Raw genomic sequence first — 25,356 nt, 5'->3', positions numbered from 1 at the left:
TAAGGTAGGCGGCGCTTCGCGCTGCCTACCTTAGATTTTACCATTGCTTAATTCCTAATAAATTCCGCAAAGCGCCGCGCCACCTATTTTATATTTTGCCATTTCGGCAAGATTGAAAAATATTGATTACATCTTGAGGTACTTGCTTTGTTTCTCTGGCGGCTGTGTCGATCTTTAAGAACTCCGCAAAGGTGTATTGCGATCGCAATTTATCTAAACTACAAACACAAAATTCTTTACTATTAGTAAAACCACATCCTTTCAGAAAGGTCTTGGTTACTTCTTGTGGATATTCGTTCTTCTCTTGATTCGCAGGTTTGTTCTCTTCTGCCCATGCCGTAGAGATTCCAGTGATAGCTAAAACAAATGCGGTGACCGCGATTAGATAATGGCGCATATTACTTTGTTGATAAGTAGGAAGGCTTAGTCGCTAAATGGATGTGTTAGTGCAACGTAACGCATCCATTTGGCAAAAAATATAGGTTGCGAGACGCTAATTTATCCTACATTTAATTCCACCAAGTTATACCAATTCACAAAAGTGTCGGCACACTTCTGTGAATTAAAAACCAAACCCAGCAAGGGTTTTCAAAACAAAAAATGGCGTAGCCATTTTTTGTTTTGGTATTATACCAATTCACAAAAGTGTGACAACACTTCTGTGAATTAAAAGCCAAACCCAGCAAGGGTTTTCAAAACAAAAAATGGCTACGCCATTTTTTGTTTTGGTATTACTTAATTTTTCTGGATGCGGGATGATTATTAGCAAATAGAAGCAGCACTTTGTAATGCTCATAGACCAAAATATATCGTGTCGCGAAGCGAAGTAATACCTTTTGGTTTGTGCAATTTCTATCATCGGGATGACTGCATAGATTACGGTTTCATGACAACATCTATATAGTCAACCAGTATTGATTGAGCGTTTGAATGAAATCTCCTGACCGTTTATTAGTTGTTGATGATGTACCAGATAATCTTTTCTTAGTGCGCGCCATACTCGAAGAAGAAGGGTATGAAATCGTAACATCATCAAATGGTCATGATGCTCTCAAAATTGTTGAGTCGGAGCCGCCCGACTTAGTTTTGCTGGATGTAATGATGCCGAAAATGGATGGCTACGAGGTAACTCGCCGCATGAGGGCGATGAAAGACTTGCCATTTATTCCGATTTTATTAATTACGGCTTACGATCGCGCCAATGCAGTTAAAGGCTTAGACCTCGGCGCAGATGAATTTATTCGTAAGCCGATCGAGGCTGATGAGTTATTAGCAAGAGTGCGATCACTGTTGCGTTTGAAACATAGTATTGCAGAGCGCGATCGCATTGATCGTCAAAGACAGGATTTTGTCTCACGGTTAACTCATGACTTGCGGACACCATTAGTTGCCGCAGATCGGATGTTGGGATTGCTCCAAGATGGCGTATTAGGCGAAATATCACCACAAATTTGTGAAGCCCTTACAATCATGGGACGCAGCAATCATAATTTGCTGGAAATGGTGAATAAGCTCTTAGATGTTTATCGCTATGAATCTGGAAGTAAAACTATTAATTTGCAGCCATTGGATTTGAAAGAACTGATCGATCAAGTTGTGCAGGAACTTAAGCCGATCGCTATTTCTAAAAATCTTGAACTAATCGCCGATCTTGAAGATATTTGCCCCGTTAAAGTTGATCGCCTAGAAATATTGCGTGTATTTAATAATCTGATCGGTAATGCGCTCAAATTCACCGAATCAGGCAGCGTTCATGTTAGCCTAAAATCAAATCAATCCGAGGCAATTATTGCGATCGCAGACACAGGTGCAGGGGTTCCTTTAGAAGAGCAGCCGTTCTTGTTCGAAAGATTTAGTCAAGGCAATCACCAAAAACAAGGTAGTGGCTTAGGGCTATACCTATCACACTATATTGTCAATGCCCATAATGGCAAAATCTTCGTAAAGTCACCCAACCTAGACTCCGAAACAGGTTCTACATTCTTCGTGCATTTGCCCATTATTACGCCATGAGTAATCTTCAACTTCAGTACGACTCGCTCCTCAGTCATTACAGCAATCCTCTCGAAGCGATCGCCCTTTTGCGCGAATATCGCCCATATTTTGAGCTGATTCCCAGTCTGCGTCGCCCCATTGACAGCTTAATTTCTATTCCATTGCCAGTAGTCCAGTTTACTAGTCCTAACTTGACTCAAAGCCACGTTCAAATGCAATGCGATCTTGCCTTGATCATGTGCGATCCTGACTGGAAAGTAAAAACTGGTCAAGAAATTTTTGTGTTTATCCATCGTCCAAACGAGGACTATTCCGCATTATTGCAACGCTGGCGACAAGTAGAAGTAGCCCTTGGCGAAGAATACTATTGGCTCTTACCTTGGAAACATCGCAGCATTATTAGCGATCGCGGTGAATATCACTATCCTCTGTTTGTCACCTTAGACTATTCCCCAGCAAGAATTACTAAAGGTTTAGAGGGTGCATCATTGCCTCATGTCAAGGTTGCTAGTCCTGAGATCGAATCACCAGACATCGAAGAAAATCAAGAAGATCCTGTTTGTGATTCGACTCAATAGATAAACCAAGAACTCAAGTTCTTGGCTAAAAGCTCAAGTCCACTTTAGTGGACTAAAGAATACTGCCAAAATAAACCCGTTTCAACGGATTTGAGCTTTTAGCCCGCACTTGAGTGCAGGGCTTACTCCTGACAGTTGGGATTACTCAAAGTGTTCCCGATCGCAGCTTAGTCCAGAGATCCTTATACTGCGTAAGCGTCGATGGTGACAAAGGTGCAATTAATTCACTCTTTGCAAAAATATCTTGTGAGAAAAACTTGACTGGATCAGCTTTAACACTGGCAGGAACTTGCTCTAACTCACTTGATGTACTAACGGCATCAGTTAACGATGTTATCTGAGCAGCAATCTCTGGTGTTAGATAAAAATTCATCCATTCCATCGCCGCGCTCACAACTTCGCCCTTAGGCATTACCCAAATATCGCTCCAAAGTGCTGTGCCATCTTGAGGAATTACCACTTTGAGATTAGGGTTTGTCCTTTGGGCTTTGAACATATCATTAGTCCATCCCACTGCCGCCAGCGTATCGTCAGCCAATAGAGACTGCATATAATTATCGGAAGAGTAGGTTAAGACCTGAGAGTTAATGCTCTTAAGCTCTTGGGTAAGTTTTGCAAAAACGTCAGGACGAGCAACTAAGTCCTCTGTTTGATAGGATTGCCCCATCTTTTTTAAGACCAGACCGATCACTTCACGGGCATCGTCTGGCAGGGTTAGTTTTAGTTTTAATTCTGGTCGCCAGAGGTCAGCCCATTGAGTAATCTCAAATTTCAGCTTGTCACTGCGATACGCGATCGCGGTTGCTCCCCATCGATAAGGAATGCCCCATACTTGATTATTGCGTGTAACGCTTTGTTGCCAAAAAGGCGAAAGTTTTTGCCATTTTGGAATTTTTTCTAATAGATTGGGCGTGATTGGTTGGATTAAAGATTGGGCGATCGCCTGATCCAACCAACTATCACTGATGCTCATTAATTGAGGCGCTTTATCTGTAGAGATGCTGGGATAATTTTGCAGTTCTTGCCAAAGTTTTGAGGGTAGATTCTCTGCTTTAAATTCGATCTTTTTTTTAGAAGCTGATTCAAACTGACTAATGACTTTACTGGGTGTGGCTCCTAGTAAACCCACAATGCGGATGCGCTCACGTTGATCAAAAGGATTTGACCATTGACATCCCCCAATTGATGCGATCACCGCACCGCTTAAAACTAGAAACTTACGTCTATCCATGACTTAATTTTATGCACATCGCCCATTAAAAAGTAAAGGCGGCGCAAAACGCCGCTTTTACTAAATATTAAAGACGACGCAAAGCGTCGTCTTTAATATTTGAATATTTGAATTTTATTTTACAAATGGACGCATCAGCAAATAGCCTGCACCGAATGAAGTCAGCACGATCGCGACAATTGTGGCAGTCAGTACCCAACCACTTAAACCAGATGTTTCGCGGGAGTCTTCTATAGACTCAGTGCGGAGAGGACGAGAAGATATTTCTTCACGAATTTCTAGCTTAGGCAATACTTTTGTTTTTGGAGTCGGCGTAGGATCAGTGGCTTCAAATGCCGCAAAAGAACTATCGTAATATAAGGCTTCACTCACCATTGGTTCATTATCATTATGAGTTGCCGAATCACTGGCGAGTTGTCTTGCTCTAGAAATTGCTTCTTGGATCGCATTGTTTTTCTGCTGTGCAGCCACTTTACGCGGACTAACCTGTGTTGCAGGTTTATCAGCAGGACGAGGCCTAGCCGCAGGAGGGCGACCTTGGGGCTGCGGATTGCTTCTTGATGGCGCAGGATTAACTTGCGAAGATGCACGAATACCTGCTAAAACGTCAGTTAGCTTTGAATCAGGTAAATTAGACTGGCTGAGAATTGTTTGTACTCGATCTGTCGATTGGGCGATCGCTTCAAACTCTTGCAATAGCATTTGATTTTGCTTAGTTAGTTGCTCATTTTGCAACTGAAAAAAAGATAACTTTGCTTGAGTAGATTGCAGCTCCGCAGCCAGTTCTCGATAGACAGTCACAGGTACTGAAGCCTGATAACCAGATTGAGAGGTCTGATAACCAGAATGAGAGGTTGTAGGTTTAAAGACTGGATTGGCTTGCATAGGCGACAGCACCGTGGACTGTGAAAAATTTAGTCGAGACTATACCATATGATTTGCTGCTTTTAGCTAATTTAAAATAGGATTTATGCTTTTATTACAGTTCAGTACTTCTCACTATTGCCGAAAAGCTAGGCTAGCTCTTGGTTATAAGCAAATTCCCTATCAAGTCGAAAATCTCACTCCAGGACTACATATTTTACGAGTTAAACCCCTTTCAGGTGCATATACTGTGCCAGTGCTATTACCGCAGCAAAAAAATTGTCCCGCCGTAGTCGGTGATTCCACAGAAATTATTCGGTTTCTTGAAGCCTATCAACCTGATCCACCACTTTATTTAGAAGATGCTATCCAACAAAAAGAAGCATTACGACTAGAAGATCATTTTGATGAATTTGTAGGGACAGCGGCAAGATTTGTTTACTATCAGTTTCGGGCTAACGAGGGCAAAAAAATTGATCCTTCATTAATGAGTCAAGCAGTGATTACAATCGTCCGATTGCAATATGGTATTAATGCCGAGTCGGCAAAGAGCGCTGCCCAGAAAATAGCGGATGCGATCGCGATGCTCAGCGAATTTTGGCAAGACGGTCATTGGGTGGGCGATCGCTTTAGTGTTGCCGACTTGACTGCGGCAGCCTTGCTGTCACCACTGGAGTTAATTCCCACCTATCGTCGTAATTATCCTTGGCTATTTGATCGTATTACGGAAATTCATCAGATTTGTAATGAGCCACTGCCCAAAAATTGGCAAGCTGGACTTGATTGATATGTACCTCTGCATAACTTCTCCCTCTCCACCCAGCCTCCTCACCCTCTGGGAGAGGAGGAGTAAAATCTGCTTCCCCTTGCCCTCTGGAAGAGGGGCTAGGGGAGAGGGTTATTATCTCAACGCGATCGCATCTTCTGCTGATTATCTAATTTCGGGCGATCGCTTATGATGTTTAAATGTAAGGCGCGGAGGTTGAAATTAAATGAAAACTAAGGACGAGGTTGTAAAGGTTTTACGCGATCGCAAGGCGTTGTTATTACAGAATTATCAAATTTCTGGCTTAGGTTTGTTTGGTTCCTATGCAAGAGGTTCGCAAACTGAGTCTAGTGATGTGGATGTGTTGGTGGATTATGAGAAAGCGCCTAGTTTGTTTAAGTTATTGGAGTTGCGTGATTATTTGAGCGATCTGTTGGGGATGAAGGTGGATATTGTGACTCGTAATGGATTGAAGCCTAGGATTAGGGAGAGGGTTTTGGCTGAGGTGATTTATTTGTAATGAAACGTAGTCTTTTAGATTTTTTGCAAGATATTTTAGATGCAACTGCCGAGATTGAAGGTTTTATTGCAGGAATTGACTTTGAGGCTTTTGATGCGAATCGCGAGAAAACTTTGGCTGTGGTGAAACTATTTGAAGTTATTGGTGAGGCTGTGAAGCAAATTCCCCAAGATCGAAGAAGTCTTTATTCGGAAATCCCTTGGAAGTCTATTGCAGGTATGAAGGATGTTTTTGTGCATGAGTATTGGGGAATTGATACTGCGGTGGTTTGGTCTACGGTGCAGGAGTCTTTGCCTTTGCTGAAAGTGGTAATCTTGGATATGTTGTCTAGTTTGAGTGATGAGGTTGGGTTATAAGTGATGATTTTCCTTTATTAAGGGGCGATCGCTTATGATGTTTAAATGTAGGGCGCGGAGGCAGCAATATGAGTAATGAATTACTAATAGATAAAGAATCTGTAATCAATTGTTTGCGGCAAAATTTGGAATATTTACGTCAGAATTTTTATATTAAGAGATTGGCGCTGTTTGGATCGTTTGCGCGTGGGGATGCGGATTTGGCTAGTGATGTGGACTTGGTGGTTGAGTTTGACCGCCCGATTGGTTTGCGGTTTATGGAGTTGTGTAATTATCTTGAGGAGTGTTTGGGGCGTAGGGTGGATGTGCTGACTTTGACTGGTGTACAGCATATTCGTAATCCTAATGTGTCGCGTAGTATCCTTGAGAGCTTGGTCTATGTCTAAGCGCCCAGATCGTGAACTTCTATCTGATATGTTGAAGTCTATTGATAGTTTGCCTGATGTGTTTTTACAGATTGAATATATTTTGAATAATGAGCTTGGGTTATGAGTGATGATTTGCCGATGGGGTGGGTATGCACAAATTTTGTAGAAATAGCAGAAAATACGCCTAATGCACTTAAAGCTGGTCCTTTTGGTTCAGCTTTAAAAAAAAGCTTTTATGTTCCATCTGGATATAAGATTTATGGACAGGAACAGGTAATTAAAGAAGATCCATTTTATGGAGATTACTATATTGATGAAGAGAAATATAATAGCCTTAGATCCTGTTCTGTAAAGCCAAAAGATATTCTAATAAGCCTTGTAGGTACTATTGGTAAGGTTTTAATTCTTCCAGAAGGAATTAGTGAAGGTATTATTAATCCACGTCTTGTCAAACTTAGTTTACATAAAAGTTTGACTTTAGCTGAATTTATAAAAGCTTATCTGGAATCTCCTAGCGTACGGGACTATTTTTCAAAATTGTCTCATGGTGGGACTATGGATATTCTGAACTTAACTACACTAAAATCACTTCCAATTCTTCTTCCGCCACTTAATGAACAACGGCGGATTGTGGATAAGTTGGATCGGATAGGCGATCGCAACCGCACAGCGCGTAATGAGCTAAGCCACATCCCAAAACTAATTGTGCGTTACAAACAAGCTGTTTTAGTTGCTGCTTTTAGCGGCGATTTAACAGCAGATTGGAGAGAGACTAATCAACTTCAACATTTACAAATCAAAAACTGGAAAACTACTGATCTAGGTGATTTAATCATTGATAGCCCTAAAAATGGCTTGTATAAACCTCGATCTTCATATGGAAGTGGAACACGTATATTAAGGATTGATGGTTTCTATAATGGTGAAGTTACGTCATGGGAATCATTGAAGAGATTAGAAATTAACGAACAAGAGAGAACTGATTATGCGTTAGAAGTTAATGATTTGGTAATCAATAGGGTCAACAGTCCAGAATATGTTGGTAAGTCGGCAATAGTTCGATATTTACCTGAACCTTGTGTTTTTGAAAGTAATATTATGAGATTTAAAGTCAATACAGCTCAAATATTGCCAGAATACTGCGTACATTTTCTTTGCTCTCCGATAGGTTTACAACAACTCCGTAAAAATGTTAAGCACGCAGTTAATCAATCTAGTATCAATCAGACTGATGTTAAAGCCGTGAGAGTTAATGTTCCGCCACTTGAAGAACAAAAAGAAATTGTTCGGCGGGTTGAGAAGATGTTTGAGAAGATCGACATGGTGGAGCAGGAATATCAAAAAGCGGCGAAACTTTGCGATAGATTGGAACAGGCGACATTAGCAAAAGCATTTCGGGGTGAACTTGTGCCGCAAGACCCTGACGGTGAGCCAGCATCAGTTCTGTTAGAACAAGTAAAAAGTCAAAGGTCAAAAGGAAAAATTAAAACTAAGAAATAGGTTTGCACGGTAGGGGTTTAGCATTTGCGTCACAATTTCCAAACACACCACAGAAAAACTAAATTCGCAAATGCTGAACCCTCTTTGCTTATAACCGACAAATTATTCCAGCGGTTTGGGATTTTGGGTAAAATTGCGAAGCTTGGGCATAGCATTCCCAAATGGAGAGGATCGAAGGAATTAAAGATTGTCGCGGGAATGCCATGCCCCTACAACGATATCGTGTATTGCAACCCTAATTTTCGAGCTATAATCATAAAATCTTTGGTTAAAGTTCAAGTTTTAAACTACTACCATGAACACATTACTCAAACCATCAACCCTAATCCCCAAAGGGTTACAATATCGCAAAATCGGCAACCTTACCCTATTCAAATTTACCGACGAATTAGGCGATCGCCTACAGACATTACTAGATCGCAAAAAAGCAGACACCCTAACTAACCAAGAAAACCTTGAGTTAGAAGCGATCGGCGAACTTGATGAAATTTTTAGTTACATTAATGCAGCGATCGCCGCCAATGTCCATTCCTAAACCCATCTATGAATTTATACGACAACGAGCAAAATTTCGATGTGAATATTGCCATTACCCAGAACTGCTTAGTTCTGCCCCTCTTTCCGTAGATCATATTCAGCCTAAATCCCTTGGTGGCGATGACGAACCAAACAACCTTGCGCTAGCGTGCCGTCGTTGCAATGAGAGACGTTATAACTTTATTACTGGAATCGATCCCAAAACAGAAACTGAAGCGAGATTGTTTAATCCGCGCCAAGAACAGTGGGCAAATCATTTTGTCTGGTCAACCGATAGCTTAAAAATATTGGGTACAACTCCCACAGGTCGAGCAACCTGTAATCGTCTTGATTTGAACGATGAGCGTCGAGAAGAACCATTCATTCAAAATTCCAGAGAGCTATGGAGAACAGCCAAACTTCATCCTCCTGATGACGACCCACAACAGTTCGGTACAATCAATTAATTTAGTTGGTTTTCCTATAAAACTATTCCCATGAACACATTACTCAAACCATCAACAACCCAACTCGACATATGGATCAGCGCCCCTTGGACAGAATTTGTAGCGATCGCTGATGCACCAGATAGCGCCAAACGCAAAAGCTACTACTACAACCGCCAGATGAGATTTGAGGATATGTCCACAGGTTCCGATCACGCCAACGATCACGCATTAATTCTATTTGCTCTCTCCTTCTATGCCGCCACAAAGCAAATACCCATGACTGCTAAAGATGGCTGCTCATACCGCCAAATCGGAAAAACTGAGTTTCAGCCCGATGCCTCCTATTACATTGGTGACAATGCCGATGCGATCGCATGGGGAACCCGCATCATCGACCTCGATCAATATCCCTTACCCGATCTTGTTATCGAAATATCTGACACCACCTTTAACGATGACCTCGGTACAAAACGCCTCCAATACGAAGAACTAGGCATCAAAGAATATTGGATCGTCAATGTCCAAACCATGAGAATCTATGCCTTTGCGATCGCCCCAGATGGCAGCAGCCATCATATTCGGCAATCCATAGTTCTATCTGGACTAAAGCTCGAAATATTAGAACAATCACTCCAACGCAGCCGCCAAGAAAATCAATCCACCGTCACGGCATGGCTCATGCAACAGTTCCAAAACTAAGCAACGTAAAAAGCGCTATAATTCAGATTTAATACTGTAAAAATTGTGAGTATATTCATAGTTTAGGCAATAATAAATATATGCAAAATATGCCAAGAACATTTGATAGAATCACCTTCAATCCACAGATTATGGGAGGTAGAGCTTGTCTTAGGGGAATGAGAATTACAGTTTCCCTTGTACTAAGCCTGATTGCTAATGGCTTAACAACAATGGAAATTCTTGACGAATATCCTGATCTTGAACCTGAAGATATTAAGGCAAGCCTTTTATATAGCGCTACAGATTGAGAAGTTTACCAATTTAAAAAGAATGGAAATACAATCAGCTAACTTTGAATTTTTGCGCCAGCATGACCCCCAAATCATCCAACTCGCCGCCCTAGCTGAGCAGTTTTTTCATATCGATAGTAACACCTGCATCTTCAAACTGCGCCAATATGCTGAACGCCTCGCTAAACTGATTGCCGCCAACACGGGGCTGTACCAATCCTCAGAAGAAGCCCAAGTTGAACTATTACGCAGATTAAAATTAGAAAACGTCATCTCTAACGAAGTTGCCGACCTCTTCCATTTGATTAGAAAAGCAGGCAATAAAGCCGCCCACAACAGAGGCGATACCAACAGCACCGACGCTCTAACCCTCTTACAAACATCCCACCAATTAGGAATATGGTTTCATCGCACCTTTAGCGATCGCAACTTCAAGAGCAAAGCATTTATCCCACCCACCGACACCACAGCCCAGCAAAACGCCGAACTAAAGGCAAAAATAGAAGCATTAGAAAAAATAATCACCGATACCCAAATTGCCAATCAACACCCCACCACCAAACAAACTGCGGCAATCATTGAACGTGGTGAAGCTGCATCCAAAACTATAGATCTCAATGAAGCCCAAACCAGAGCGCTAATCGATCAACAATTACGCGATCGCGGTTGGGAAGTGGACAGCCAAAACCTACGCTACAGCCAAGGCTTTCGCCCCACCAAAGGCAAAAACATGGCAATTTCTGAATATCCCACTAACGATGGTATTGCCGACTATGCCCTATTTATCGGGTTGCAATGTGTCGCCATGATCGAAGCCAAACGGCGGCGTAAAAATGTAATGGATGCGATCGGGCAAGCAGAACGGTATGCGAAGGGGTATAGCACAGAAGTTCCCTTTGTCTTCTCCACCAACGGACGCGGCTATCTCAAACAATTGGAAACCGAAAGCGGAATCTGGTTCCGTGATACTCGCAAATCCACCAATCACAGTCGAGCGCTGATCGACTTCTACACTCCCGATGGTTTAGAAGCATTGTTAACAATGGATCGGGAAGTTGCCCATGAGAAGTTAAAAAATACTGGTTTTAACTTTGGATTCGATCTCTATCCGCATCAACGCGCCGCCATTGAGAAGATCGAAGAATATCTCGAAAAAGATCAGCGATCGATGCTGGTGGCAATGGCAACAGGCACAGGCAAAACAAAACTAGCGATCGCTTTGTTATACCGTTTACTATCCACCAAACGCTTTCGCCGTGTCTGTTTTGTCGTCGATCGCAGCGCCCTCGGCAACCAAACCGCCGATGAATTCACATCCACCAAAGTCGTCACTACCAAAACCTTCACCGATATTTTTGGCTTGAAGGGCTTAAAAGACATCGATCCTGAATCAGAAACTAAAGTCCATATCTGCACGATTCAAGGACTCGTTAAGCGCATCCTCTGTGCCAAAGAAAATGGCGATATTCCACCGATTGACCAATACGATTTGATTCTCATTGATGAATGTCATCGAGGCTATCTGCTCGATCGCGAAATGTCTGATAGTGAATTAAGCTTCCGCAATCAAGAAGATTACATCTCCAAATATCGCCGCGTCTTAGAACATTTCGATGCCGTCAAGATCGGCTTAACCGCCACACCTGCACTGCATACAAAACAAATCTTCGGTGAACCAATTTACACCTATGGCTACCGCGAAGCCGTCATCGATGGCAGGTTAATCGACCACGAACCACCAATCCAAATCGGCACAATACGGAATAAGTCAGGTATTAAATTTAAAGAAAACGAACAGTTGAGCAGATACAACACTCTTACAGGTGAAATTAAACTTAGCAATACTCCTGACGAGCTTAATTTTGATGTCGAGAAGTTTAATAAACAGGTGCTCACTGAGCCGTTTAATCGGGCGATCGCCCAAGAATTAGCCGTCCGTATCGATCCACTACTAGATGAAAAAACGCTGATTTTTGCTGCCAACGATAGCCATGCTGATCTTATCGTCAAAGAACTCAAAAGTGCTATGCAGCAACGCTATGAAGAACTAGAAAACGATGCAATTCAAAAAATTACAGGCGCTCCCGAATTAGCCGAGCGCATCAGCACTTTAATCCGCTCTTTCCGCAACGATTCCTTCCCAAAAATCGCTGTCACTGTTGACTTACTCACCACAGGTATTGATGTTCCCAAAATTTGTAACCTTGTATTTGTGAGGCGTGTAAATAGCCGCATTCTCTATGAGCAGATGCTCGGCAGAGCCACGAGGCGCTGTGATGAGATTGGCAAAGTGACATTTAAAATTTTTGACGCTGTTGGTATATATGAAAAAATGCAAGAAGTCAGCGACATGAAACCTGTAGTTGTAGATCCAAAAATATCTTTAACGCAGTTATTTGATGAATTAACTCAAGTTGCAGATCCTCAACATCAACAAGTAATCCGCGATCAACTGATTGTAAAATTGCGTCAAAGACTTTCAAAAATGAGCGATCGATCAAAAGAACACTATGAAGCAAACATAGGCGAAACTCCAGAAACCAGTTTTTACAAGCTTCGCACCAGTTCTTTAGAGGCAATGGTGGCATGGGCAAAAGAAAAACCGCAACTTGGCAAACAATGGGACTGGAATCCTGAATACGAAGGAACTTGGATTCCCATCTCAGAGCATCATGACGAAGTGATCTCCGTAACGAGAGGCTATGGCAAGGGCAAAAAGCCCGAAGACTATTTAGATGGTTTTATGAGCTATATTCGCAACAACTCCAATCAAATTGCCGCGCTAACCGTAGTTTTACAGCGTCCCCGTGAGCTAACCTGCACGCAATTGCGAGAATTGCGCCTAGAAATTGATAAGATGGGCTACTCCGAAACATATTTGCAACAAGCATGGCGAGATACTAAAAATGAAGACATAGCTGCTTCAATCATCGGCTTTATCCGTCAGGCAGCTCTAGGCGATCCTCTCATTCCGTATGAAGATCGCGTTAAAAGTGCGCTCAGGCGGATCTTAGCAAAGAAAGCTTGGACTGAGCCACAGCGTAAATGGTTGCAACGCATTGGTGAACAAATAACAAAAGAGATTGTGGTTGATCGTGAAACCTGCGATCTTGAACCATTTCAATCTAGTGGTGGATTTAAGCGACTAAATCACATTTTTGATGGACAATTAGAAACTATTTTGGGAGATCTAAACGAAGAGATATGGCAAAAACCAGCTTGACAAGCAACAAGAACAATCAAAAAGTTACCGACAATATTGTTGCTAAGCTTTGGAATCTCTGTAACATTCTGCGAGATGATGGGGTCACCTACAACGAATACGTTACAGAATTAACATTTTTATTGTTTTTAAAAATGTTAGCAGAGACAGGTCAAGAGCATCGGCTACCTAAAGAATATCGTTGGAATGAGTTAGATCAGCGCGACGGGTTGGAGCAATTAAAGTTTTATCGTCAGCTTTTTTTGGATCTTGGCAATGAAGAGATAGTATCAGATCCAGTAGTTTTATCAATTTTTAGCGATATTCAGACTAAACTTAGAAAACCTACCAACCTCAAGGCTCTCACCGATGCGATCGACAAATTAGACTGGTTTACGGTAAGAGAAGAGATAGATGAAGGGAATAAAGATAATCAAAAAGATGAATCTCATCAAGAAGATGCTGATAAATTTGGCGATCTCTATGAAGGTTTGTTAGAAAAAAATGCTGCTGACAAAAAATCTGGAGCAGGACAATACTTTACACCGCGTTCTTTGATTCATTGCATCGTTAGAATCGTTAAACCCCAAGCAGGTGAAGTCATTCAAGATCCCGCCGCAGGTACAGGCGGATTCTTAGTTGCAGCCGATCATTACATCAAGAAACATACAGATAATTTATTCACATTAACTCCAACAAAAGCATTTTTCCAACGCCATGAAGCTTACCGAGGTTTAGAACTAGTACCAGATACACACCGACTCTGTTTGATGAATTTGCTATTGCATGGCATCGAAAGCGGCGTTAATAATGGCGATAGTCTCTCCCCCGATGGTGAAGCATTGGGCAAAGCCGATGTCATCCTTACCAATCCTCCTTTCGGAACAAAAAAAGGTGGCGGTCGCCCCACCCGAGCAGACTTTTCCATTACCGCCGAAACATCCAATAAACAACTCGCCTTTGTTGAACATATCTATCGCGCCCTCAAAACCAATGGCAGAGCCGCCATAGTTCTTCCCGACAACGTTCTGTTTGAAGACAACACAGGCAGAAGGTTAAGACAGGAATTAATGAACATCTGCGATCTCCATACAATTTTGCGCCTACCCACAGGCATTTTTTATGCCCAAGGCGTGAAAACCAACGTGCTATTTTTTACACGCGGCAAAAGCGATCGCGGCAACACCAAAGCAGTCTGGGTATACGATATGCGAGCCAATACCAACACCTTCGGCAAAACCCGACAACTAACCCTCGCTGATTTTGCCGAATTTGAAGCCGCCTTTGGTGACGACCCTTATGGCAAATCCCCACGCATTGACCAAGGTGAAGAAGGAAGATTCCGTTGCTTTACCCGTGAACAAATCAGCGATCGCAATGACAACCTTGATATTGCATGGTTACGCGACACCAGCGACGATCCTGAAGATGAAATGACCGAACCCGAAGAGATTGCCTTAGCGATCGCTACTCATTTAAAAAATGCTTTAAATGCGATCGGGGGCTTGATGGAAGAACTAGAAAATAGCTGATTTCAGACCAAAAAATATTTCGCTAGCTTTCGCGTATTGGTTTACACTTCCATTACGAGCGGAATGTGGGCAATCTATCAATTGGTATAACCTAAGCGCTCTTTAACTCTGAGGGGAATACTACTTTGCATCTGTGCTTTGATCATTAATTGCTGATAACTTCGGTAGATTTGTTTTGCCTGTTCTATTTCGCTCTGTGCCCATAGAGAATCGCCAAGATTGAGATAAGCAACATTGCGATCGCGATCGGCAGAGATCACATTCCGAAATATAGGAATTGCCTCTTGATGATTTCCCAGTTCTTGCAAGAAAAACCCATAATCATTCAATGCTGGAACATAAATACTTGGATCGACAGCCATATCTTTCCAAGTCTCAACCCACTTTTGTGGCAAAGGACTTTGGCTACTCTTACCAATGATTTCCGTCAAACTCATGGTGAGATCAAACATTTTTTTGAGTCGCTGAGAGGCTGCTTGCGGATTTCCCTGCTGATAGAGTTGCAAAGTGACTTTATGTCCTAGCGCGATCGCCTCTGCTAACTTTGCAGCATTGATATAATTATGCGGATAGAAGATACCAAAAGCTTCGTCTTCAAAAGCATCATTTTTGCCTTGAGCAACTTGCTCAATCAGCCGATCTACAGCTTCAGCAGAAGGATCTTCTGAGGTTGATGAGATATAGGAAAGTTGCTGGTTTTGCCAGCGAAAGATTTGGACATAGGTGAAAGCTGAGAAAGGTATTTGCGAATATAGGCGAATCGCTCCATCCTGACAATCAGAATTAGCTTTAGCAGGATTTAGAAAACCTTTACCTTGCTCCCAAGGAAACTGGCGTTCCCAAATTAATCGATCGCCTTTCGTACCGCGCAAAAAAGCTTGAGCAGGCTTCATCGAATCGCTATCCCACTTAAAATGCACGCTCAGAGTATCTGCTCCAAACTTAGGTAGTTGATGACAATTTCTGCCCATGTCATAGGTTGTTTCTTGCAATTGAGCATAGGATGGCAAAACTGCGATCGCAAGATACGCAATTGCACTAGCACTGAATAATTTCCAACCTTGAGATAACCTTCTCATAGTTCTTATAGCACTTTGATTTATCTGATTGTAGCCGCAATCCGATGTTGAATTTCCCGATAAACTAGCAACGCATTCACCTCCGTAGGATTAACCCCACCAATACGAATAGCCTATCCAATCGTCATCGGACGAATCTTACACAACATCTCTCTTGATTCCTTAGAAAGAGTCTTGATCTCATTGTAATTGATATCTGTGGGGAGCTATCTGCGTCAGGTGAGTTTCTAAAACCGTAAATGTCGGAGCAAAGCATTAACCTTGTATATAATTAAATCAAAGTTAAGAGGCTAATAACTTATGGTACTTGCAGCAACTAAGCGCTACACCGTAGATGAATATCTCGAACTAGAAGAAAAAGCCGAGTTTAAAAGTGAATTTGTCAGCGGAGATATCATACCTATGGCAGGAGCAACAGCAAATCATAATATTTTGACTGCTAAGTTTCTGGCTCGAATTTTGTTGGCACTAGAGGATTTAGATTACGCTGTCTTTATGAGTGATATGCGTCTATGGATGCCAGATCAGGAGCGTTACACTTATCCTGACGTGATTGTGGTTAAAGGACAGCCAATTTTTACTGATGAAAAACAGACAGGGATTACTAATCCCTGCTTAATTGTAGAAGTTCTCTCTAATTCAACTGGCGAATATGATCGTGAAAATAAATTTAAGCTTTATCGCTCTATTCCTAGTTTTCAAGAATATATTCTAGTCGAGCAAACTAGCTATGGAGTGGAACAATATGCAAAACAGACTAACGGTAAATGGCTCTTAGCTGACTATGTAGGTGAAGATGCAGTTCTAAAACTAGAGTCAGTAGATTTTGAAATTAGTCTGATGGATCTGTACAAGCGAGTTGCCTTTTAGGTAGCAAGCTAGAAGTAATGATGAACGGCGCAAAGCGCCGCCCACCAATTATTTTCTACTTGCCGAGAGGCGATGCTGAATTTCCAGATAAACTAACAACGCATTCACATCCGCAGGATTCACGCCACCAATACGGCTAGCCTGTCCAATCGTCATCGGACGAATCTTGCTAAGCTTCTCTCTCGACTCTTTAGAGAGAGTCTCGATCGCATTGTAGTCAATGTCTGCTGGTAACTTGCGATCGCTATGTTTAGCAACCTCCTCAATTTGATGTGTTTGGCGCTGGATATAGCCCACATACTTGACTTCGATTTCCGCAGCAAGCCGCTCAAATCGATTTAAGTCAGGATCGGCTAACCCGTAATGAATTAATTCAGCATAGTTAAACTTAGGACGACGCAACAGATCAGATAGAGTAATTGCACCACGGATTGCTTCACCTGTTTCGGCGGTAATCCTTTGCCCAAGCTCATCCTTTTCCTTCACACGAGTTTCATTGAGGCGTTTTACTTCTGCATAAACGCGCTCCTGCTTATCACAAAAAAGTTGCCAACGACGATCATCGACTAATCCAATTTCGCGTCCAATTGGCGTGAGTCTGCGATCGGCATTATCCGATCGCAAAATCAAGCGATATTCCGAACGGCTAGTTAGCATCCGATAGGGTTCGCGCAATTCCTTCGTACAGAGATCATCAATCAAAGTCCCGATATAGCTGCTAGCCCTTGGTAACACGATCATCTCTCTACCCTTAGCAAAGAGCGCCGCATTCATACCCGCGACTAGCCCTTGTGCTGCTGCCTCTTCATAGCCCGTAGTTCCATTAATTTGACCCGCACAAAATAGACCTTCGATTAATTTGGTCATCAAAGTCGGATAGCACTGAGTCGCAGGAATGTAGTCATATTCCACAGCATAGGCAGCGCGGAGCATATGGCAATTCTCCAGACCAGGGAGAGTTCGCAACATTTGCAATTGAATATTCTCAGGCATTCCTGTAGAGAAGCCCTGAATATAAAGCTCAGGAATGTCCCGTCCCTCTGGCTCAATGAAAATTTGATGGCTCTCTTTGTCAGCAAAGCGAACAATTTTATCTTCAATGCTAGGACAATAGCGCGGTCCCTTTGCATCAATGAAGCCACCATAAACGGGCGTGAGATGCAGATTTTCGCGAATGATGCGATGGGTTTCGGCAGTGGTGCGAGTTAAATAACAATTCATTTGTTCGCGCTCTACCCACGCACTCGGATCGAAGCTGAACCAGTTATGCTCCGTATCTGATGGTTGGACTTCCATTTGGCTATAGTCCACACTGCGGCGATCTACTCTCGCTGGCGTTCCCGTTTTGAGGCGATCGGTAACAAAGCCCAAAGCATTCAGAGTTTCCGTGAGTCCTGCCACCGCAAATTCCCCAGCTCGACCAGCGGACATAGATCGGTTGCCCACCCAGATCTTGCCATTGAGAAATGTGCCAGTTGTTAAAATTACAGCTTTGCAACCATAACCCACGCCAAACTGGGTTTCGACCCCAATAATTCCTTGGTTAGCATCTAGCAAAGTATTAATCACCGTGCCCTCGCGCACGGAGAGATTCGGTTCATTCTCGACTACCGTTTTCATTTCGGCAGCATATTCGCGCTTGTCAGTTTGCGCTCGCAACGCCCAAACTGCGGGGCCACGAGAACTATTAAGAATCCGCTTTTGTAAATAGGTGCGATCAGTGATCTTGCCAATTTCGCCGCCGAGCGCATCGACTTCATGAACGAGTTGTGATTTGGCGGGGCCACCAACGGCAGGGTTACAGGGTTGCCATGCAATGCGATCGAGGTTGAGGGTGAGGAGTAAAGTTTTGCAGCCCATTCTTGCCGAAGCGAGGGCGGCTTCACAGCCTGCATGTCCAGCGCCAACAACAACTACTTCAAATTCATCAAGGAATTGCACTTGATTGGGTACTTGATTGGCTGAATTAATCAAATTACTCTTTATCTCGCTCATTGTCTGACAGACCTGACCAACAAAGCCTTATTCTACCCCAAAATCATTAGTATCATAATTTATTCGCGCCCCATGATGATCCGTCCGTAGGGGCATAGCATTCCCACAGAAATCTACAAGTTTTTAGATGATTTTAATTTGGGAATGCTTTGCCCTAAACTCACAACGCAGGGATAATTTATCGGTGAAAGCGCAAAGGGTTGAGCATTTGCGTTTCAAGATTATGGTGGGAGTATAAAAATATTGGCGCAAATGCTCAACTACAATTTTTGTTAAGGAACTGGCGATCGCAACTCAAGAGAATAGAATTGCGATTATGATTTAGGACAACTCAACCATTGTCTCAAGCCATGCAGCCTGTTATGGAAGCACCACAATCGCTACCTAGACAAACGATAGCAAAAGCCATTGTCTGGATTATATTTTTGTTGTGGACGCTCTTAACTTAGCTGACCTTCGTTATCTCCGCAATTGGCGCGATCGCCTTTAGCTTTAACTTAGGATGGTCAGCCTCAACTTGATTTAAATTCCATTGGTTCTTAAATAGCAGAACAGGGCGATTCCAGCTATCTTTGACCACCATTGTGTTAAACAATCTGCCAACAGATTCCAGAGCATCCCAACCATCCTCAACCCATCGCGCCACCGAATAGGGCATAGACTCCAGAATCGTTTCCACACTATATTCACTTTGGAGGCGATATTGGGCGACTTCAAATTGCAATTGTCCGACTGCCGCCAGAATCGGATCACGCTTAGCCTCATCAACAGAATACATAATTTGAATTGCACCTTCTTCCTGTAGTTCAGAAATCCCCTTACGGAACTGTTTGAACTTTGAAGGATTAGGATTACGGAGAGTACAAAACAGCTCAGGTGAGAAGCAGGGAATCCCCGCATATTGACGTTTTTTACCGAGATAAATCGTGTCCCCGATCGCAAACATGCCTGGATTATTCAACCCAATCACATCGCCAGCATAAGCCACATCGATCGCCTCGCGATCTTGCCCAAATAACTTTTGAGCATGGGACAAACGAATATTTTTACCACTGCGCAAATGGGTAACACTCATATCTTTCTCGAACTTGCCAGAGCAAACACGCACAAAGGCAATGCGATCGCGGTGTCGAGGATCCATATTCGCTTGCAGCTTGAATACAAACGCCGAGAAATCCTCATCAGTAGGAGACACTTCACCGCTAGAACTATCATGAACCGTAGGAGTCAAGCCGCATTCAAGGAAAGATTTTAAGAATAGCTCGACACCAAAATTGGTCATCGCACTACCAAAGAAAATCGGTGTGAGCTTACCACGATGCAAATCCTGAGTATTCCATTCAGCCCCAGCAGAATCAAGAACCTCCAAATCTTCTAAAAGCTGATTATAGAGATTCTGACCAATGAATTTAATTGCTTGTGGATCATCAAAAGGATAAATATTTACCTCAGCTTCTCGCTGACCATGAGCACTACGTTTAAATAGATGCACCGTTTTGCTAGCGCGATCGTACACCCCTTTAAATTGATCACCCGTACCGATCGCCCAATTCATCACATAGGGAGTGATCCCCAATTCTTTTTCGATTTCATCTAATAGTTCTAGTGGTTCGCGGGTAGGTCGATCCATTTTGTTAATGAACGTAAAAATTGGCAGCGATCGCAACCGACAAACTTCAAACAATTTGCGGGTTTGTGGCTCTAACCCCTTTGCACCATCAACCAACATCACCGCATTATCAGCAGCAGCAAGAGTGCGATAGGTATCTTCACTAAAATCTTTGTGACCTGGGGTATCCAGCAAATTAATGCAGTAGCCCATATAGTCAAATTGCAACACTGTCGAAGTAATCGAAATTCCGCGTTGTTTTTCTAATTCCATCCAATCAGAGGTGGCATGACGTTGGGCGGCTCTAGCTTTGACTGCCCCCGCAAGATGAATCGCACCTCCATATAGCAATAATTTTTCGGTTAATGTCGTTTTCCCCGCATCGGGGTGGGAAATGATTGCAAAGGTGCGTCGCCGTTCGACTTCGCGCTCTAACTCTTGCCACAGTTGACTCATGGAAATTTTAACTAACTTTCTGCGATTTATTGGTAATACATCTATTATGCCAGCAATTCTAATTACGAAACCGATTTTGGATTTTCAGCCCGACGATGCTAGAAATTCAAAATCGATTCAAAATCGATTTTGAGGAAGCCCAGAACCAGAATTTTTGTGTTTTTAAAACCCTTATTAGGTTTGAGTTTGTAATTCAAAACCCAAAAGATGAGTGGCAGCGCTTCGCGCTGCCACTCATCTTTTGGGTTTTATGTCCTAAGCAAACCTTACATTGCTATAGTTACACCTTTGAGAATTGGTATAAATGTTAGGATGGACGGCGCAAAGCCCTACACATCACAAACATCTTTGGCAAGAAATAATGCAAGAAATAATTCATGAAAAATTTGAACTGACGGGTGAATACATAACTTTGTGTAACTTATTAAAAGTTTGTGGTGTGGCAGATACTGGTGGTGCAGCAAAGTTGATGATTATTGATGGAGATGTTGAGGTTGATGGTCAGATGGAATTACGCAAAGGTTGCAAAATTCGCGCTGGTCAAACAGTAAGTGGCTATGGTTTTGTGATCGATGTAATAAATAGCTAGTCAAAAAGCACTTAGAATTCAGTAAAAGGCAGTCCGAAATATTTTGTTTCTATCGCAAATTGTGGATAAACGAAGCAAACCCATATTCATGAAAAAGTGCCACTTTTTCATGAATATGGGTTTGCTTCGATCTCAAAGCGACACATTAAGTCAGCAATTGTGCGAATTGACCGCTATCAGAGATCGGGCTAGCATAAACGATAAATCAGCTTTATATTTCATTGCCCCAAACCTCTGACTACTAGCCTTCTTGCTAATGTATTCAACAATATGCCGCTAATGGCTACTTTAGCGGCAAAACTTGGCTTGAAAATTATGGCGATCGCATTTTGGCTCGGAAATCTACTCAATATTAGCTTTGATAGTCAATCAGATCCCAAATCACAATATTTAGGGATATTAAATATTGACAATATTCATAACCCAATATTGCTTGTGACTCTGGGCAGCGTGATCAGCATCATAGCTATTGCGATTATCTTGGTGCGATCAAGCATTGTGTCTTTACAACGCTTAAAAAAATCAAATCAGGAATTAGAGTCTCTTGTTCAAGAAACAAGCTACGAGTTAGATGCATCAAAAGCATCGTTGCAAAGATCAAATTTCATTTTGTCTCGGCGTGAACAGCAGCTACGCAAACAGCAAAATGTTTTGTTTGATTTGACCAAAGATAAAGCAATCAACCAAGGCGACTTTATTGTCGCGGTGCAAAATGTTACCAGAACTGGCAGCTATGCGTTAAATGTCGAACGGGCGAGTATTTGGCTCTTCGATAAAAATAAAACTTTATTGCACTGTCTCGATCTCTATCAAAAAAGCTTACATTTACATACCGAAGCTGAGTTTCTAACAGCAGCAGCATATCCTAGTTTTTTTAAGGCTTTATTAGAGAATCGCATTATCGCAGTCGAAGATGTTCAAGATGATGCGATTTTTCAGGAATTAGTTCACCCATATTGTCTCCCCCTTAATATTGTTTCAGTTCTAATATCTAGATTTGAAGTAGGCGGCGAAATCATTGGTATACTTTTGCTTGAGCATACAGACATTGAGCATCTATGGATAGAAGAAGAAATCAGTTTTGCTAGTTCTCTAGCTGATTTACTAGCTTTAGGAATGGAAGCCCAAGAACGTCGCCGCGCAGAAGAAAGTTTACGAGTTGAACAGAAGAAGTCAGAACGCCTCTTACTCAATGTTTTACCGCAGGAGATTGCTGAGCGATTGAAAAATGTGCAATCAAAAACAAAGCTCCATTTAAAAACCAGTGGTACAATTGTTGCTGATTCCTTTGAAGAAGTTACAGTCCTGTTTGCCGACATTGTGAACTTTACTGAATATGCAGCTTCCATTTCTGCTAGCGAATTAGTCAATGTGCTGAATGATATTTTTTCAGAGTTCGATCATCTTGTTGAGCAGTATGACTTAGAAAAGATTAAAACCATTGGTGATTCTTATATGGTTGTGGGCGGACTGCCAGTGCCCAGCAAAGATCATGCTGTCGCGATCGCAGAAATGGCTTTACACATGCAAACAGCGATTCAAAAATTTAAGCGGACTGATGGCACTAATTTTTCGTTAAGAATTGGTATTCATACTGGACAAGCGATCGCAGGCGTAATTGGCACAAAGAAATTTATTTACGATCTATGGGGAGATACGGTTAATGTTGCCAGTCGAATGGAATCTTACGGTCTTGCAGGCTGTACGCAAGTGACTGAAGCAACCTATCAGCTTTTAAAAGAAAAATATTACCTTGAGCAGAGAAGCGCGATTAATATCAAAGGTAAAGGAGAAATGATCACATATTTACTTAAAGGGCGAATATAAATAAATGCCAACCCCCGAAAACATGTAATGCCAAATCACAAAATGGCTACGCCATTTTGTGATTTGGCATTAACGAAGAATAGACTTAATATTTTCAAAAGACTGAAAGCGCAAAGCGTTGTAAATACACATTACCTAGCATTACATGACAGAATGTACAGCTAAAAACGTTATGATATGGCTGTTTTTGCAATAACGAGGTGAATTCAATGGCGATCGCATTACCAAAAAAAATCATGCTTCTTGGTTCTGGTGAACTAGGTAAGGAGGTTGCAATTGCCGCCCAAAGACTCGGTAATACGGTGATTGCAGTCGATCGCTATGACCATGCACCTGCGATGCAAGTAGCAGATTATCGAGAAGTCATTTCGATGTTGGATGGTGATGCCTTGGAATCCGTAGTCAAAAAATACCAGCCTGATCTGATCGTGCCAGAAGTGGAAGCAATCCGTACCGAGAAACTGCTCGAACTGGAGGCTCAAGGATACACCGTCATTCCCACTGCCGCCGCTACCAACTTCACTATGAACCGCGATCGCATTCGGGATTTAGCAAGTAATGAACTGGGCTTACGTACTGCCAAATATGCCTACGCCACCAGCCTTGATGAACTGAAAACCGTTGCCGCCGAAATTGGGTTTCCCAACGTGATTAAACCCGTCATGTCCTCCTCTGGTAAGGGGCAATCCGTTGTGCAAAATGCCGATGAACTAGAAAAAGCTTGGGATTATGCGATCGCTGGCGCAAGGGGTGATACTGCCAAAATCATCATCGAAGAGTTTATCAATTTTGAAGTCGAAATTACCCTGTTGACGATCCGTCAATGGCAGGGAGAGACTCTATTTTGCGAAGCGATCGGACACCGTCAGGAACGAGGAGACTACCAAGAATCATGGCAGCCCGTCGGTTTAACTGCTGCCCAAGTAAAAGATGCAGAGGATATTGCTCGCAAAGTCACCGATAAACTCGGCGGCGCAGGGCTTTTCGGCGTAGAATTTTTCATCACCAAAGATGAAGTAATTTTCTCTGAACTTTCCCCCCGTCCTCATGATACGGGAATGGTTACCCTCATCTCCCAAAACCTAAACGAATTTGAACTCCATTTACGCGCAATTTTAGGCTTGCCGATTCCCACAATTGAATTGCTAAGTCCGTCTGCCAGTGCTGTCATTCTTGCTAGCGAAACCAGCGACAGTATTTATTTTACAGGTGTAGAAGAAGCCCTTGCGATTCCTAACACCGAAATCCGTTTATTTGGCAAGCCAGATTCTCGTCCCTACCGACGTATGGGTGTCGCTTTGGCAAAAGGGAAAGATGCTATAGAATCCCGTCGAAAGGCGACAGAAGCTGCGTCCAAAGTCACAATTACTCCCTTCCCAGCGAAGAATTAGCGTTGCGGCGCGAAGCGCCGCAACGCTAATTCTTGGTTTTTGATGTCTATTTCTTTGGTGGGAAGGGAGTATCTAAAAAATTGTCATATTCCCTTATCCACGAATCACAATAATACCAATTCACAGAAGTGTTGTCACGCTTTTGTGAATTGAAAACCAAACCCTGTAAGGGTTTTAAAAGCACAAAATGGCTATGCCACTTTGTGCTTTGGTATAATTTCAAGACCTGCGAGATACTTGAATCTTTCCTAATGTTGCAAATGGAGTAATTGTTGCTGCTGCCTTTGACAAAGTTACAGTTTTATTTACGGACATAGGTAATTTTACTGAATATGTAACAGCCATTTATGCAAGTGATTTGGTAAACTAACTGAACGATATTTTTTCGGAATTTGATCGGCTTGTCGAATTATCTGACCTAGAAAAAATTAAAACTATTGGTGATTCTTATATGGCATTTGGTGGTCTGCCTTTACCTAAAGCGCTTTTCTCCCAATCCCGAACCAAGAAATTGTGTAAAAGTATTGCTTTGCCATACTTTTACACAATTTCTTGTAGTTCGTTTGAGCGAAAATTGCTTTAGTTAAAGATCATGCCGAAGCGATCGCAAAAATGGCTCTAGAAATACAAACTTCAATTCCAAAATTTAAACAAAGAGAAAAGATCGCTTATCTGAATCCAAGGTCAAATTG

26 protein-coding genes are annotated in these 25,356 nt (G+C 42.3%); 19 read left to right on the top strand and 7 right to left on the bottom strand.

What is annotated here, in order from left to right; translation table 11 throughout:
- Positions 1-88: 88 nt before the first annotated feature.
- Positions 89-397 carry a hypothetical protein gene (locus tag CQ839_RS06615; RefSeq protein WP_103667487.1) on the bottom strand — a complete coding sequence of 103 codons (309 nt, stop codon included), beginning with the start codon at positions 395-397 and terminating at the stop codon, positions 89-91.
- 533 nt (positions 398-930) lie between these two features.
- Between CQ839_RS06615 and CQ839_RS06610 the strand changes: the two genes are divergently transcribed.
- On the top strand, positions 931-2,013 hold the full coding sequence (locus tag CQ839_RS06610; protein WP_103667486.1) for a cell wall metabolism sensor histidine kinase WalK: 1,083 nt from the start codon (positions 931-933) through the stop codon (positions 2,011-2,013).
- The gene (locus tag CQ839_RS06605; protein WP_103667485.1) at positions 2,010-2,573 is read left to right on the top strand and encodes a hypothetical protein; all 564 of its coding nucleotides are present in this window, start codon (positions 2,010-2,012) and stop codon (positions 2,571-2,573) included. Before CQ839_RS06610 ends, CQ839_RS06605 begins: the two co-directional genes overlap by 4 nt.
- A gap of 145 nt (positions 2,574-2,718) precedes the next feature.
- On the opposite strand, the gene CQ839_RS06600 is transcribed toward CQ839_RS06605, so the two are convergent.
- Positions 2,719-3,804, bottom strand: a complete 1,086-nt coding sequence (locus tag CQ839_RS06600; RefSeq protein ID WP_103667484.1) for a PotD/PotF family extracellular solute-binding protein — start codon at positions 3,802-3,804, stop codon at positions 2,719-2,721.
- Between the two features lie 114 nt (positions 3,805-3,918).
- Positions 3,919-4,689 carry a hypothetical protein gene (locus CQ839_RS06595; RefSeq protein WP_103667483.1) on the bottom strand — a complete coding sequence of 257 codons (771 nt, stop codon included), beginning with the start codon at positions 4,687-4,689 and terminating at the stop codon, positions 3,919-3,921.
- A gap of 85 nt (positions 4,690-4,774) precedes the next feature.
- Here CQ839_RS06595 and CQ839_RS06590 point away from each other — a divergent pair, with 85 nt between their 5' ends.
- The 12 genes from CQ839_RS06590 (at position 4,775) to CQ839_RS06540 (ending at position 14,848) form a co-directional block, all read left to right on the top strand.
- Positions 4,775-5,455 carry a glutathione S-transferase family protein gene (locus CQ839_RS06590; RefSeq protein ID WP_103667482.1) on the top strand — a complete coding sequence of 227 codons (681 nt, stop codon included), beginning with the start codon at positions 4,775-4,777 and terminating at the stop codon, positions 5,453-5,455.
- A complete protein-coding gene (locus CQ839_RS24760; protein ID WP_146048704.1) occupies positions 5,415-5,627 on the top strand; it encodes a hypothetical protein in 213 nt (70 codons plus the stop codon). The genes CQ839_RS06590 and CQ839_RS24760 overlap by 41 nt, the downstream gene beginning before the upstream one ends.
- A gap of 33 nt (positions 5,628-5,660) precedes the next feature.
- Complete coding sequence (locus CQ839_RS06585) at positions 5,661-5,954, top strand: nucleotidyltransferase family protein (RefSeq protein ID WP_103667481.1); 294 nt, start codon at positions 5,661-5,663, stop codon at positions 5,952-5,954.
- Positions 5,954-6,310: a DUF86 domain-containing protein gene (locus CQ839_RS06580; RefSeq protein WP_103667480.1), complete on the top strand. Its 357-nt coding sequence runs from the start codon at positions 5,954-5,956 to the stop codon at positions 6,308-6,310. Before CQ839_RS06585 ends, CQ839_RS06580 begins: the two co-directional genes overlap by 1 nt.
- 68 nt (positions 6,311-6,378) lie before the next feature.
- On the top strand, positions 6,379-6,696 hold the full coding sequence (locus CQ839_RS06575) for a nucleotidyltransferase family protein (RefSeq protein WP_103667479.1): 318 nt from the start codon (positions 6,379-6,381) through the stop codon (positions 6,694-6,696).
- A 102-nt stretch (positions 6,697-6,798) separates the two neighbouring features.
- Complete coding sequence (locus CQ839_RS06570) at positions 6,799-8,178, top strand: restriction endonuclease subunit S (RefSeq protein WP_103667478.1); 1,380 nt, start codon at positions 6,799-6,801, stop codon at positions 8,176-8,178.
- 295 nt (positions 8,179-8,473) lie between these two features.
- Entirely contained in the window at positions 8,474-8,713 is a 240-nt protein-coding gene (locus CQ839_RS06565) for a hypothetical protein (RefSeq protein WP_103667477.1), read from the top strand.
- Entirely contained in the window at positions 8,700-9,161 is a 462-nt protein-coding gene (locus CQ839_RS06560) for an HNH endonuclease signature motif containing protein (RefSeq protein WP_103667476.1), read from the top strand. Before CQ839_RS06565 ends, CQ839_RS06560 begins: the two co-directional genes overlap by 14 nt.
- Before the next feature lie 30 nt (positions 9,162-9,191).
- Positions 9,192-9,842, top strand: a complete 651-nt coding sequence (locus CQ839_RS06555) for a Uma2 family endonuclease (RefSeq protein WP_103667475.1) — start codon at positions 9,192-9,194, stop codon at positions 9,840-9,842.
- Between the two features lie 89 nt (positions 9,843-9,931).
- Positions 9,932-10,132 carry a DUF433 domain-containing protein gene (locus tag CQ839_RS06550; protein ID WP_103667609.1) on the top strand — a complete coding sequence of 67 codons (201 nt, stop codon included), beginning with the start codon at positions 9,932-9,934 and terminating at the stop codon, positions 10,130-10,132.
- 22 nt (positions 10,133-10,154) lie between these two features.
- Positions 10,155-13,337 carry a type I restriction-modification system endonuclease gene (hsdR, locus tag CQ839_RS06545; protein WP_103667474.1) on the top strand — a complete coding sequence of 1,061 codons (3,183 nt, stop codon included), beginning with the start codon at positions 10,155-10,157 and terminating at the stop codon, positions 13,335-13,337.
- Positions 13,319-14,848 (top strand): N-6 DNA methylase, encoded by a 1,530-nt coding sequence (locus tag CQ839_RS06540; RefSeq protein ID WP_103667473.1) that lies wholly within the window; start codon positions 13,319-13,321, stop codon positions 14,846-14,848. Before hsdR ends, CQ839_RS06540 begins: the two co-directional genes overlap by 19 nt.
- Positions 14,849-14,925: 77 nt before the next feature.
- Here the strand turns inward: CQ839_RS06540 and CQ839_RS06535 are convergent, their stop codons facing one another.
- On the bottom strand, positions 14,926-15,927 hold the full coding sequence (locus CQ839_RS06535; protein ID WP_103667472.1) for a tetratricopeptide repeat protein: 1,002 nt from the start codon (positions 15,925-15,927) through the stop codon (positions 14,926-14,928).
- 113 nt (positions 15,928-16,040) lie between these two features.
- Positions 16,041-16,121: a hypothetical protein gene (locus CQ839_RS25965; RefSeq protein ID WP_374937737.1), complete on the bottom strand. Its 81-nt coding sequence runs from the start codon at positions 16,119-16,121 to the stop codon at positions 16,041-16,043.
- Positions 16,122-16,227: 106 nt separating this feature from the next.
- On the opposite strand from CQ839_RS25965, the gene CQ839_RS06530 reads away from it, so the two are divergent.
- Positions 16,228-16,797, top strand: a complete 570-nt coding sequence (locus CQ839_RS06530; protein ID WP_103667471.1) for a Uma2 family endonuclease — start codon at positions 16,228-16,230, stop codon at positions 16,795-16,797.
- A 48-nt stretch (positions 16,798-16,845) separates the two neighbouring features.
- Here CQ839_RS06530 and mnmG read toward each other — a convergent pair whose 3' ends face one another.
- Both mnmG and CQ839_RS06520 read right to left on the bottom strand, forming a co-directional pair.
- Positions 16,846-18,792, bottom strand: a complete 1,947-nt coding sequence (mnmG, locus tag CQ839_RS06525) for a tRNA uridine-5-carboxymethylaminomethyl(34) synthesis enzyme MnmG (protein ID WP_103667470.1) — start codon at positions 18,790-18,792, stop codon at positions 16,846-16,848.
- 445 nt (positions 18,793-19,237) lie between these two features.
- Positions 19,238-20,857 carry a peptide chain release factor 3 gene (locus tag CQ839_RS06520; RefSeq protein WP_103667469.1) on the bottom strand — a complete coding sequence of 540 codons (1,620 nt, stop codon included), beginning with the start codon at positions 20,855-20,857 and terminating at the stop codon, positions 19,238-19,240.
- Positions 20,858-21,218: 361 nt separating this feature from the next.
- Between CQ839_RS06520 and CQ839_RS06515 the strand changes: the two genes are divergently transcribed.
- From CQ839_RS06515 to CQ839_RS25960, 4 genes are all read left to right on the top strand, one after another.
- Entirely contained in the window at positions 21,219-21,446 is a 228-nt protein-coding gene (locus tag CQ839_RS06515) for an RNA-binding S4 domain-containing protein (RefSeq protein ID WP_181016132.1), read from the top strand.
- A gap of 279 nt (positions 21,447-21,725) precedes the next feature.
- Positions 21,726-23,273: an adenylate/guanylate cyclase domain-containing protein gene (locus CQ839_RS06510; protein WP_219817734.1), complete on the top strand. Its 1,548-nt coding sequence runs from the start codon at positions 21,726-21,728 to the stop codon at positions 23,271-23,273.
- A gap of 209 nt (positions 23,274-23,482) precedes the next feature.
- Complete coding sequence (purT, locus tag CQ839_RS06505; protein ID WP_103667467.1) at positions 23,483-24,664, top strand: formate-dependent phosphoribosylglycinamide formyltransferase; 1,182 nt, start codon at positions 23,483-23,485, stop codon at positions 24,662-24,664.
- Between the two features lie 370 nt (positions 24,665-25,034).
- A complete protein-coding gene (locus tag CQ839_RS25960) occupies positions 25,035-25,247 on the top strand; it encodes an adenylate/guanylate cyclase domain-containing protein (protein ID WP_374937736.1) in 213 nt (70 codons plus the stop codon).
- The last annotated feature ends 109 nt before the right edge of the window (positions 25,248-25,356 follow it).

The organism is Pseudanabaena sp. BC1403 (assembly GCF_002914585.1).
GTDB lineage: Bacteria > Cyanobacteriota > Cyanobacteriia > Pseudanabaenales > Pseudanabaenaceae > Pseudanabaena.
The sequence above is the reverse complement of the archived record's forward strand: the minus strand, read 5'-3'. Positions and strand labels throughout refer to the sequence as shown.